Source organism: Bacillus sp. K2I17, from assembly GCF_002209985.1.
Lineage (GTDB): Bacteria > Bacillota > Bacilli > Bacillales > Bacillaceae_G > Bacillus_A > Bacillus_A wiedmannii.
Genome location: NZ_NJGF01000001.1, coordinates 370776 through 383767 on the forward strand (window position 1 = coordinate 370776; position 12992 = coordinate 383767).

Sequence of the window (12992 nt, forward strand, 5' to 3'; positions counted from 1 at the left end):
TCGTTTTTAAACGAATCAGCTTTTCTTACTTGACGGAAAACATATACTTTTTATACGTTTTTCGTACGGATAATATGAGACCCATCATAATCATATTCGAGAACAAGGAACTTCCCCCATATGATAAGAACGGTAATGCAATCCCTTTTACAGGCATTAATCCAACGATCATACCGATGTTTTGGAATATTTGAACCGTTAATATTCCGATTGATCCAGCACATAATAATGTACCGAATAAATTATCAGCAGAATAACCGATAATAATTGTTCGATATAGTAGTAATAGGAACAAGAATACAACTAACGCTGCTACGATAAATCCACCTTCTTCGGCAATTGTAGCAAAAATAAAGTCAGTATGCTTCTCAGGGATATAGACGTTCCCTTCGCCAAATCCTTTCCCTTCCATACCGCCACTACCTACAGCTAAGATCGATTGCTGTGTTTGATAACCTTGATCTGTATGTTCAAATGGATCTAACCAACCTAAAATACGTGATTGTTGGTGAGGTTTTAGTAAAGTAACTAAATTATTAAAGAAGAAATCCTCATACCTTACGTAAATAAATATTAACGCCGATACTATGGTCACCGGAATAATTGTACATAACGCTATCAATTTCTTCTGAATACCTGACATAAATAAAATACATGCAATTGCAGCAGCATATAAGAACACCATACCTGTATCCGGTTGGCTATATACAACAGCCGTAGGAGGAATAGCTACTAACATTACCTTTCCTATTAATATTAGGTCTGTTTTAAATGTTCGAACCATATACTGTGCATTATGTTTTACTGCTAAATTTGCTACTAACATAACCAGTGCAATTTTGAAAAACTCCGACGGTTGAATAGATCCAATTACCGGAAACCTAAACCATCTTTTCGCCCCAAGTATTTCAGGTGTAAAGTTTGAAACTGGTAATATCTTCAACAAAATAATCGAAGCAAATGTAGCAATATACAATGGCCAAGATAGTTTTTGTAGCTGATCTGAATCAACACTTGCAACAAGAAGTAACATTACAATCCCAATTATGTAGTTAACACCTTGTTTCAGAGCAAAATTCTCAGCCCCATATTGTCCAGTTTGCTGACTGCTATATATAGCAGCTATACTCGTAACACATAATGCTAACAAAATTAATATTAATTTTACATCTAAACTTTTTAGAAACTCGGTACTTCTTTTCATGACATCCTCCTGAAACATTGTTACAGCAAAATAAAAAACCAGGAGTCAACATTCTTCATGTTTTGACGACTGATTACACATTATCTATAAAACACTTATATAGAATAACTCTCTTTTTCATACAATACAATATATTATACTACAGTTTCGTCAGTAAGATTTGCCAAAAAAATTATTCTTTTCTTATTTTATATCCATATACCATATATCAGCAATGTATTTTCATAAATTCCTAATACATAATCGTTCATTGTAAGATTACTGGGGAAGATATTATACATATAGTAGGATGTAGATGAAGAAATAAGATGATAAAAAGCTCGCATAAGCGAGCTTTTTATTAATATACAGATGTATTATTTTCTGACGTATTTTCTAAAATTTCTTTTACACGTCCTAAGAACTTACCACAAATTAAGCCATCTAGTACACGGTGATCAAGTGATAAACATAAGTTAACCATGTCGCGAGCACCGAACATACCATTATCCATAATTACTGGGCGTTTTACAATTGATTCAACTTGTAAAATAGCCGCTTGTGGATAATTAATAATACCCATAGATTGAACAGAACCGAATGATCCTGTGTTATTAATTGTAAATGTTCCACCTTGCATTTCGTCCGCTTTTAACGATTTCGTACGTACTTTTCCTGCAAGCTCTGTAATTTCACGAGCGATACCTTTAATCGTCTTCTCATCCGCGTGTTTAATTACTGGTACAAATAGTTCGTCCTCTGTTGCAACAGCGATAGAAAGGTTAATATCTTTCTTCTGAACGATCTTATCGCCAGCCCACATTGAATTGATTTGAGGATACTCTTTTAACGCTTGCGCTACTGCTTTTACGAAGAAAGCAAAGAACGTTAAATTAAAGCCTTCGCGCTTTTTGAAATCACCTTTAATTGAATTACGGTATGACACAAGGTTTGTCACATCTACTTCAATCATCATCCAAGCATGTGGCGCTTCGTGTTTACTACGTAACATGTTCGCTGCAATTGCTTTACGCACACCTGTTACTGGAATTTCGATATCGCCAGGCATTGTTGGTACAGAAACTGGTTTTGCAGCTTCTACTTTTGGTGCTACTGGCGCTGCTTTTGGTGCTTCTGGACGTGCTTCTGGACGCGCTTCTACTACTGCTGCTACCGCTTCCTCTTTCTTCGCACCTGCTTGCGGAATATTTCCAGATTCCACTAGCTTTAAAATATCTTTACGAGTGATACGGCCATTTGCTCCCGTACCTTCTACTAAATCTAAATCAACATTATGCTCACCTGCAAGTTTTAAAACAGCTGGTGAAAAACGTGGTTTTCCATCAGTTGGCTGTTTTGCCTTCGGTGCTTTTTCAGACGTAGCTACTTCTGACTTTGGTTCTTCTTTTGTTTTTTCCTCAACAGCTGTCGCTGCTACTTCATCTGCGCCTTCTACTTGAATAACACAAACTACTTCACCTACAGCTAACGTCTCACCTTCACCAGCAATTAATTCTTTCACAATACCAGTGAAAGAAGATGGTACTTCAGCATTTACTTTATCAGTCATTACTTCTGCAAGTGGATCATACTTGTTTACATGATCGCCAACATTAACGAGCCATTTACTAATTGTACCCTCTGTAACGCTCTCCCCGAGCTGAGGCATTGTGATATTTTCTACAGCCATGTATAGTCCCCCCGATTAAAATTCCGCAAGTTCACGCATTGCTTTTTCAACTTTATCTGGATTTACCATAAAGAATTTTTCCATTGTTGGTGCATATGGCATTGCTGGAACGTCTGGACCTGCAAGACGTGCGATTGGCGCATCTAAATCAAACAGACAGTTTTCAGCAATAATTGCTGCCACTTCACTTATAATACTTCCTTCTTTATTGTCCTCTGTTACAAGAAGAACTTTACCTGTTTTAGAAGCTGCTTCAATGATTGCTTCTTTATCTAATGGATATACAGTACGTAAATCAAGAACATGTGCAGAGATGCCATCTTGCGCTAACTTTTCAGCTGCTTGAAGAGCAAAGTGAACACATAATCCGTACGTGATAACAGTAATATCATCACCTTCGCGTTTTACATCTGCTTTTCCGATTGGTAATACGTAATCATCCTCTGGCACTTCACCTTTAATTAAGCGATATGCACGCTTATGCTCAAAGAATAATACTGGATCTTCATCACGAATTGCTGCTTTTAATAAACCTTTTGCATCATACGGTGTAGAAGGAATGACAATTTTTAAACCTGGTTGGTTCGCAAACATCGCTTCCACAGATTGTGAATGATACAATGCACCGTGAACACCGCCGCCAAATGGCGCACGAATTGTAACTGGACAAGTCCAATCGTTATTAGAACGATAACGAATTTTTGCTGCCTCAGAAACAATTTGGTTTACTGCTGGCATGATGAAATCAGCAAACTGCATTTCAGCGATTGGACGCATACCATACATTGCCGCACCAATTGCTACCCCAGCAATTGCAGATTCTGCAAGCGGTGCATCAAGCGCACGATCTTCACCAAATTGATCATATAATCCGTGTGTCGCTTTAAATACGCCACCTTTTTTACCAACATCTTCACCTAAAACAAATACTTTCTCATCGCGTTCCATTTCTTCGCGCATTGCTAATGTAATAGCATCAATATAAGACATTACAGCCATGAAACGTTCCCCCCCTATTCTGCGTATACGTGCTTCAATGCATCTTCAGGTGCTGCATACGGAGCATTTTCTGCATATTCTGTTGCTTCATTTACGATATGCATAATTTCGTCTAACATTTGTTTTTCAAATTCCTCAGTTAACACGCCAGCTTCTTTTAAATAAGCTGCAAATGTTATAATTGAATCTTTTTTCTTTGCTTCTTCTACTTCTTCTTTATCACGATAAACACGATCATCGTCGTCACTAGAATGTGCTGTTAAACGATATGATACTGTTTCAATTAAAGTTGGGCCTTCACCACGACGGCCGCGGTCTGCTGCCTCTTTTACAGCTTTATATACTGCAAGCGGATCGTTTCCGTCTATTGTATATCCAGGCATACCGTAACCAATTGCACGGTCTGATACGTTTTTACATGCTAATTGTTTTTCAACTGGAATAGAGATTGCGTATTTATTATTTTCACACATGAAAATAACAGGTAGTTTGTGTACACCAGCAAAGTTTGCCCCTTCATGGAAGTCACCTTGGTTTGAAGAACCTTCTCCAAATGTAACGAACGTTACTAAATCTTTCTTTTCCATTTTTCCAGCTAATGCAATACCAACTGCATGTGGTACTTGCGTTGTTACTGGAGATGACCCTGTCACAATACGATTTTTCTTTTGACCGAAGTGACCAGGCATTTGACGACCACCAGAGTTTGGATCTCCAGCTTTCGCGAAAGCAGACAACATAAGCTCTTTAGCTGTCATACCGAACGCTAGTACAACACCCATATCACGGTAATATGGTAATGCATAATCTTTCTCTCTATCAAGAGCGAATGCTGCTCCAACTTGTGCAGCCTCTTGTCCTTGACAAGAAATTACGAATGGAATTTTACCCGCACGGTTTAATAACCACATACGTTCGTCGATTTTACGTGCAAGTAACATCGTACGGAACATTTCTAATACTTGCTCATCACTTAAGCCAAGCTCTTCATGGCGCTTTTCTTTTACTTCTGCCATTTTCATAACCTCCTAAATCCACATTTTTATGCGTGTAACGCTTTTCCATCTACAGCTAATGCTGCTTCACCAATCGCCTCAGATAATGATGGATGCGGATGAATTGTATGTGCTACTTCCCACGGTGTTGCATCAAGTACTCTTGCAAGACCAGCTTCAGAAATCATATCTGTTACATGTGGTCCAATCATATGAACACCAAGAATGTCATTTGTTTCTTCATCAACTACAAGTTTTACGAAACCATCTGATTCGCCGTATACAAGTGCTTTTCCGATTGCACGGAATGAGAACTTACCTACTTTTAACTTATAGCCTTTTTCTTTCGCTTCTTGTTCTGTTAAACCGACAGAAGCAACTTCCGGACTGCTATATACGCATTTTGATACCATAGAGTAATCAATTGGTGTAACTTCTTTACCAGCAATATGTTCTACTGCAACAATTCCTTCATGAGAAGCAACGTGAGCAAGTTGTAAGCCACCGATTACATCTCCGATTGCGTAAATATGAGATTCTTTCGTTTGATAAAACTCATTTGTTTGAATGTATCCTTTTTCCACAACGATATCCGTATTCTCTAAACCAATATTTTGCGTATTGGCTTGTCTTCCTACAGATACAAGCATTTTTTCTGCTTTAAATTCTTTATTCTCACCGTTATGTTCAGCTTGAATTGTTACTCCATTATCTTTTACCAATGTTTCTGGTAATACTTTTGCACCAGTTACCACTTTAATACCTTTTTTCTTGAATAGACGTTGCATTTCTTTTGAAACGTCCTGATCTTCTAGTGGTAATATCGTTTTCGCATACTCTAATACTGTAACTTCTACACCGAAGTCAGCAAGCATAGATGCCCACTCAATACCGATTACACCGCCACCAACGATAATAATCGAGCTAGGAAGCGTTTCCATTTTTAGGGCATGATCGGAAGACATAACATACTCTCCGTCTAATTCTAAACCTGGTAATGAATTCGGACGAGAACCTGTTGCAACAAGTACATTTTTTGGAATTAACATTTCATTCTCTTCTCCACTTGCAAGTTCAACTGAAATTGTCCCTGGCATTGGAGAGAAAATAGATGGGCCAAGAATACGGCCAATACCTTCAAACACATCAATTTTACCTTGTTTCATTAAGTGTTGAACGCCTTTATGAAGTTGCGTTACAATCTTCTCTTTACGCTCTTGCACTTTCGCAAAGTTTAGTTCTACATTACTTGCAATAACTCCGAACTCTTCGCTTTTTTTAGCAGTTGCGTATACTTCCGCACTACGTAAAAGAGCTTTACTAGGAATACATCCTTTGTGCAAACAAGTACCACCAAGATTTTCTTTTTCAACAAGTGCAGTTTTTAAACCTAGTTGTGACGCTCGAATAGCAGCAACATATCCACCAGTACCGCCGCCAACGATGACTAAATCATATTCTCTTGCCATTATCTCAACCCCTAGCTACTGTTTGTTTTTCTCGTACAACATACTCTTTCGGCGCTTCTTCTTCACGTAATACACGAAGTGCTCCTTCTGCTAATGCTTGTAATTCATCTTCTCCTGGATGTACGATAACATCTGCAATCCAGTCAACACGTTCTTTTATTTCATCAACAAGAATTTTACTGTACGCAAGTCCACCAGTTAAAACGATTGCATCAATTTTCCCGTGAAGTACAGCGCTAGCTCCGCCAATCTCTTTTGCAACTTGATATGCCATTGCTTTATAAATAAGAGTTGCTTCCGGATCACCTTTTTCAACCATTTGTTCTACTTTGATCGCATCATTTGTACCGATTAGGCTTACAAGTCCACCTTGTCCAACAAGTTTTTTAACCATTTCGTCACGGTAATACTCACCAGAGAAACACATCTCAACTAATTGCCCTACCGGTACTGTACCCGCACGCTCTGGACTAAATGGTCCTTCTCCGTTTAAGCCGTTATTCACATCAATAACTTTTCCTTTTTTATGAGCACCAACTGTAATACCGCCACCCATATGTGTAACTAATAAATTTAAATCCTCGTATTTGTGATTTAATTCTTCAGCTACTTTACGGGCAACCGCTTTTTGGTTTAATGCATGGAAAATACTTTTACGTTCCATACCAGCAATACCGCTTATACGAGCAATCGGCTCCATTTCATCTACAACGACAGGATCTACTATGAATGCCGGAATATTTAATCCAGAAGCGATTTCATATGCTAAAATGCCTCCAAGGTTTGAAGCATGATGACCGCTAAACCCATTTTTTAAATCTTCTAACATCGAATCGTTTACTGTGTATGTTCCGCCTTCGATTGGACGAAGTAATCCCCCACGCCCACAAACTGCGTTTAATTTTGAAATGTTAATACCGTGAGAATGTAGAACTTCTAAAATCGTTTCTTTGCGAAACTCATACTGATCGATAATTCTCTTATATTTTCCAATTTGTTCTTCGTCATGACGAATAGTTTCTTCTAAAACAGGTCTTTCATTATCAAAAACACCAATTTTTGTGGATGTACTACCCGGATTAATAACAAGAATTCGATTTAAAGACACTGTTGCTACCTCCACTAATAAATTCAAAAGGAGGTGGAAACCTCATAAGAGGTAACCACACCTTTTGTAAAAGTAATATATGAATGATTAGCGACGGCTAATAATGTCATGACCGTTGCGTAAGTATGTGCTACGAGAGTTTTTCAAGCTTGCAATGCGCTCTTCAGCTAGACGATCTGCTGCTACATAAGTTGCTATGCCATCACGTTTTGAAATTTCGATTACTTTTGCAATTGTGTCATAAATAGACTCAACACGTTTTAGTGCACGTTCTCTATTGTATCCATATAATTCGTCTGCTACGTTAATTACACCACCAGCATTAATAACATAGTCTGGTGCGTATACAATACCCATTTCATGAATCATGTCGCCGTGACGATTTTCTTTTAATTGGTTATTTGCAGAACCTGCGATTACTTTTGCTTTAAGTTGTGGAATAGTTTCGTCATTAACTGTTGCGCCTAATGCACATGGTGCGTAAATATCACATTCAACACCGTAAATTTCATTTGGCTCAACTGCTGATGCACCGAATTCTTCTACCGCGCGTTGTACAGCTTCTTTATTAATATCTGTAACGATTAATTTTGCTCCTTCAGCATGTAAATGTTTGCATAGGTGATATGCTACATTACCAACGCCTTGAACCGCAATTACTTTTCCTTCTAAATTATCAGTACCGAAAGCCTCTTTCGCAGCTGCTTTCATACCACGGTAAACACCGTATGCAGTTACTGGAGATGGGTTACCAGAAGAACCGAATGATGGTGAAATACCTGTTACAAAATCAGTTTCTTCGTGGATAATATCCATATCATCTACTGTTGTACCAACATCTTCAGCTGTAATGTAACGTCCGTTTAGTCCTTGAATGTAACGTCCTAATGCACGGAACATCGCTTCGCTCTTATCTTTACGTGGATCACCGATAATTACTGTTTTCGCACCACCTAAGTTTAAGCCAGCTGCTGCGTTTTTGTATGTCATCCCTTTTGCAAGACGCAATGCATCTTCAATCGCCGCTTCTTCAGAATCATATGTCCACATTCTTGTTCCACCAAGAGCTGGTCCAAGTGTTGTATCATGAATTGCGATGATTGCTTTTAAACCAGATTCTTTATCTTGACAAAATACTACTTGCTCATAATCATATTTTTCTAAGTATTCGAAGATTTCTAATGTCATTGTCGTTTCCCCCTAGTGTTTTACCCTTTTTGGTTTATTTTGAAGCAGTCGCAACTGCCAATGCTAATGAATATACTTTTGTTTCTGCTGAATCAGCACGAGATGTTAAAACAATCGGTGCTTTTGCGCCAGCAATCATAGCTCCTACTTTTGCATCCGCAAAGTATACGAGTGATTTGTATAGCACATTTCCAGCTTCAATCGTTGGGACGAGTAAAATGTCTGCCTTACCTGCTACATCACTTACTATGCCTTTATGTTCTGCTGCAATTTGTGATACTGCATTATCTAAAGCAAGTGGTCCATCAACGACACAATTTTTAATTTGTCCGCGGCGATTCATTTGAGTTAACATCGCTGCATCAATTGTCGCTTGCATCGCAGGATTAACAACCTCTACCGCTGCAATTGGTGCTACCTTTGGCAAATCCATTCCTATTGCCTGGGCAACTTCTACAGTATTCTGTATAATAGCAGCTTTTTGTGTTACATCAGGTGCAATGTTCATCGCTGCATCTGTAACAAAGATAAGACGATCGTAATTTGGAACTTCAAATGCTGCAACGTGTGAAAGTGTGCTACCTTTACGAAGTCCCCACTCTTTATTTAATACAGCTTTCAAAATATTTGCTGTTGGGATGTTTCCCTTCATAAGCACATCTGCTTCGCCATTTCTTACAGCTTTAACAGAAAGTTCTGCAGCCTCAGCACTTGACACTGCTGCAATCACTTCAATGTGTTCTGAAGTTTGTAAACCATGTTCTTGTAGCATCCCCATTATTTTTTCTTGATTTCCATATAGACGAAATTGAGCTAGCTGTAATTTAATTGCTTTCGCTACAGCTTCAATTACTTCATGATCTTCAGCTACTGCTACAGCCACAGTTTTTTTAGGCTGTCCTGCTGCTTGATCAATTAAGTGTTCTAACTTCATATTTTGTAATCAACCCTTTCCGTCGTCCCTCGTCTATTTATAAAGCAAATACCGTGCCAACTTTTAAAAGTGGTCTTACCAATAATGAAAACGCATTCAAAATGCAGTAAAATCAATACTTTGGAAAATAACAAAACATTCTGTCTTGTTTTGTCGCATTTTGTATACCATGCAATAAATTGCACGGTACGCAATTTATTGCATGCTATTTTTTGCACACTCATACTTTTCTAGCTTGTAATATAAATTTCGAACCGAAATTCCTAATGCTCTTGCAGTTTTTGTTTTATTTCCATCAAACCTCTCTAAACATTCATGAATGATATGCCCTTCAAACTCTGTCACTAATTGTTCAAGTGGCTTTTCTTCTAATTCAGGTAATAAGTTATTTTGTTTTACCTCAGTCTGCTCTTCTGTATGTAAAGGTGGTAAATGATGGACATCAATATATATTTCGTTATAATTCATAAAGATAATAGCTCGTCCTAAAATGTTTTCAAGCTCCCTCACATTTCCTGGCCATTCATATGATTGTAAATATGAAATAGCCGAATCAGTGAGCCCCTCTACATTCCGACCATAATCTTGGTTAATTTTTTGAATCAATCTGTCTGCAATTGCCGGTATATCTCCTTTTCGCTGACGAAGAGACGGAATGTGAATTGGAATTTTATTTAATCGATAATATAAATCCTCTCTAAACTCTCCTTCTAGAATGCCCTTTTCTAAATTCACATGTGTCGCTGCAATTACCCGGACATTTATAGGTATCGCTTTCGTTCCACCAACTTTTACAATTTCTTTTTCTTGCAACACGCGAAGGAGTTTCGCTTGCGTATTTGCAGACAATTCTCCTATTTCATCTAAAAAGATACTACCGTTATTCGCTTCCTCAAAAAAACCTCGTTTTCCGCCTCTTTTTGCTCCTGAGAATGCACCTTCCTCATAACCGAATAATTCACTTTCTAATAAAGTCTCGGAAATAGCAGCACAGTTTACCCGGACGAATTTATTATATTTTCGATTACTTCCATTATGAATTGCATGTGCAAACAATTCTTTACCCGTTCCAGATTCTCCGCGTAGTAATACTGTTGCTGGTGTATTCGCTCCAAGTTTCGCCTGTTCAATAGCGGCCGTTGTTTCATCTGAATTTCCGACAATGTCATCAAATGAATATTTCGCTTCTAACGTTCGAATAATTTGCCTTGCTCTATTCAATTCATTTGTTAACTTTTGAATTTCTGATACGTCACGAATTACACCAACGCTTCCTTTCAATATCCCATCCACTATAACTGGCGCTACGTTTACAATTACATCACGCTTCTTTTGTCCAATCTTCATATGTATTCCGCGTACCGCCCTACGCGTTCGAAGTACTTTCATATGCATACTTTCACCTTCTACAATATCAGTTGTAGCCGGTTTCCCAATAATGTCCTCTTCTGTTAAACCTGTTAATTTCGTATAGGCAGGGTTAATTACTAATCCTCTTCCCTTTTCATCCACGACCGAAATTGCTTCCTCAGACGAGTTGATAATCGCCTCAAGTAACGTTTGAATCTCCTTTAAATCTGTAACTTCTTCCGCAAGATCTACAACCTCTGTTATATCTTTAAAAATCGCAAATGCTCCTTGTACCTCTCCTCCCTCTTTTAATATTGGAATACGGGTTGTAATAATTTTCTTTTCATTTTCTAATGTCAGTTCATAATTTACTTCTATTTGTTTCGTACGTATAATACGAAGCAACTTACTAGTCGGAATAACTTCTAAAATATATTTCCCTACCGCATCTTCTTTTTTATATCCGATAATACGCTCTGCACTTTTATTAAATAGGCGTACTTGTCCCTCTCGATCAATCACAATCATACCGTCATGCGTAGAATTTAAAATTAAATCCCCTTGCTGCGTCTGTTCTTCTAACTTTCCAATTAAACCTTCCTTCTCATGTGCTAATCTCGTAACAATTTTCGCAATATCACCTGGTATAAGAAGAGTATCTTTATGCTTTTTCTTTATTAAATCTTTATGTAATTCATCGTCACCCGTCATATCAAACATTACATCAATATGCATAGAAAGAAACGGCGTTACACTCTCTCCAATTGCAACCCCATATTCCTTAGCCATTTGTAATCCCTTTGCTATCGGCTTTATATCAATAATTCCTATAATTTGAAATATATTTGAACTTTGTAACAGATTCAGCAGTGTACTACCACCTTCACCTGCACCAACAATTAAAACTTTTTGTTTCATATATTACACTTCCTCTCGAAGTATCTCTGCAAAATTTTTCACACCCTTATCTTACTCGTTCAGCCCCCTCTTGACAAACCCCCTTTTCATATAACATCATTGAAATAAACAAAATAATCTGAAAAGGAGCGTTTATATGCAGCGTTACCTTGCTCTATCATTAGCACTCATCCCTATTTCATTAGCTGTGTTTGGCATTAAGTTAATGAGAGATACTGTATTCGGGATTCTATTTCCTCCACTCTCTATACTGTGGTTACAATTTTTAATTGGCGCTCTTTGCTTCGCGCTCGGGTTTTATATTTTTGGCGGCTTCGTCTTACACCGAGACCGTAAACGAAATAAAGTACAAGCTCGCTTTAAAAGATAGGAAAGCTCCACTATTTATAAATAAAAAATGAGACCGTTACACGCGGTCTCATTTTTTTATTGGCAATAACATTCTTGCCGTTTCAGGATAATCAGTAATAATCGCCGAAATATTCATATCAAAATATTTACGCATAAGCGTTTCTTCATTAATTGTATAAGGGCGAACCTCTACACCACTCTCCATCGTTAATTCAGCAACAGCATCTTGAAGATAACGATAATTAGGGTGCACTGCTGTAGCGCCCATTTTTTTCGCATATGCCCACGGACTATGTAAACCTTCGCGATATAAAATCGCTGTTTGAATATCAGGAGCCATCATATGACACCTTTTCATACTGTAGTGATTAAATGAAGAAAATATAACACGATCTTCTAGATTACATTTCCGTACAAGCGTTATAACTTCTTCCTCTAAACCTCTGTATGGAACTTTATTATTTTTCAGTTCAATATTAAGTAGCAACTCTGTTTTATCAATCCATTCTAACACCTCTTCTAAAAGAGGTATTTTACAAAAGCCTACTTTATCACCGAATTTATAGCTGGCATCTAATTTACATAAATCCTCATATAAATAATTACGAACCGCACCTTTTCCATTTGTTGTCCGGTCCACTGTTTCATCATGAATGACGACAACTTTTCCATCTTTCGTTAATTGAACATCAAGTTCAATTCCATCTGCTCTAAAAGATTCAGCTGCTTCAAATGAAATCATTGTATTTTCTGGGTACGTTCCCGCTGCACCACGATGTGCAAATATAAGAGTCATCCTCACTCCCC

11 protein-coding genes are annotated in these 12992 nt (G+C 37.8%); 1 reads left to right on the forward strand and 10 read right to left on the reverse strand.

All coding sequences use genetic code 11. From position 1 onward, the window contains the following. Positions 1 to 25: 25 nt before the first annotated feature. The 9 genes from CER22_RS02085 to CER22_RS02135 form a co-directional block, all read right to left on the reverse strand. Positions 26 to 1204, reverse strand: coding sequence for an FtsW/RodA/SpoVE family cell cycle protein (locus CER22_RS02085; protein WP_088123370.1), 1179 nt, complete (start codon positions 1202 to 1204; stop codon positions 26 to 28). A gap of 340 nt (positions 1205 to 1544) precedes the next feature. Next, positions 1545 to 2873 (reverse strand): dihydrolipoamide acetyltransferase family protein, encoded by a 1329-nt coding sequence (locus CER22_RS02095; protein WP_088608135.1) that lies wholly within the window; start codon positions 2871 to 2873, stop codon positions 1545 to 1547. 15 nt (positions 2874 to 2888) lie between these two features. Then, on the reverse strand, positions 2889 to 3872 hold the full coding sequence (gene bfmBAB / locus CER22_RS02100) for a 3-methyl-2-oxobutanoate dehydrogenase subunit beta (RefSeq protein WP_000290073.1): 984 nt from the start codon (positions 3870 to 3872) through the stop codon (positions 2889 to 2891). Between the two features lie 14 nt (positions 3873 to 3886). Beyond that, entirely contained in the window at positions 3887 to 4888 is a 1002-nt protein-coding gene (gene bfmBAA / locus CER22_RS02105; protein WP_000852549.1) for a 3-methyl-2-oxobutanoate dehydrogenase subunit alpha, read from the reverse strand. 26 nt (positions 4889 to 4914) lie between these two features. Beyond that, the gene (lpdA, locus tag CER22_RS02110) at positions 4915 to 6336 is read right to left on the reverse strand and encodes a dihydrolipoyl dehydrogenase (RefSeq protein ID WP_000090438.1); all 1422 of its coding nucleotides are present in this window, start codon (positions 6334 to 6336) and stop codon (positions 4915 to 4917) included. Between the two features lie 4 nt (positions 6337 to 6340). Then, positions 6341 to 7444 (reverse strand): butyrate kinase, encoded by a 1104-nt coding sequence (gene buk / locus CER22_RS02115; protein WP_000056195.1) that lies wholly within the window; start codon positions 7442 to 7444, stop codon positions 6341 to 6343. Between the two features lie 87 nt (positions 7445 to 7531). Further along, complete coding sequence (locus CER22_RS02120; RefSeq protein ID WP_000171359.1) at positions 7532 to 8632, reverse strand: leucine dehydrogenase; 1101 nt, start codon at positions 8630 to 8632, stop codon at positions 7532 to 7534. Positions 8633 to 8666: 34 nt separating this feature from the next. Next, positions 8667 to 9566: a phosphate butyryltransferase gene (gene yqiS / locus CER22_RS02125; protein ID WP_088123373.1), complete on the reverse strand. Its 900-nt coding sequence runs from the start codon at positions 9564 to 9566 to the stop codon at positions 8667 to 8669. A gap of 195 nt (positions 9567 to 9761) precedes the next feature. After that, positions 9762 to 11834, reverse strand: a complete 2073-nt coding sequence (locus CER22_RS02135) for a sigma-54 interaction domain-containing protein (protein ID WP_088608136.1) — start codon at positions 11832 to 11834, stop codon at positions 9762 to 9764. A 136-nt stretch (positions 11835 to 11970) separates the two neighbouring features. On the opposite strand from CER22_RS02135, the gene CER22_RS02140 reads away from it, so the two are divergent. Then, entirely contained in the window at positions 11971 to 12204 is a 234-nt protein-coding gene (locus CER22_RS02140; protein ID WP_001190196.1) for a DUF2627 domain-containing protein, read from the forward strand. Between the two features lie 48 nt (positions 12205 to 12252). Here CER22_RS02140 and CER22_RS02145 read toward each other — a convergent pair whose 3' ends face one another. Beyond that, positions 12253 to 12981 carry a glycerophosphodiester phosphodiesterase gene (locus tag CER22_RS02145; RefSeq protein WP_000172569.1) on the reverse strand — a complete coding sequence of 243 codons (729 nt, stop codon included), beginning with the start codon at positions 12979 to 12981 and terminating at the stop codon, positions 12253 to 12255. Positions 12982 to 12992: the final 11 nt, after the last annotated feature.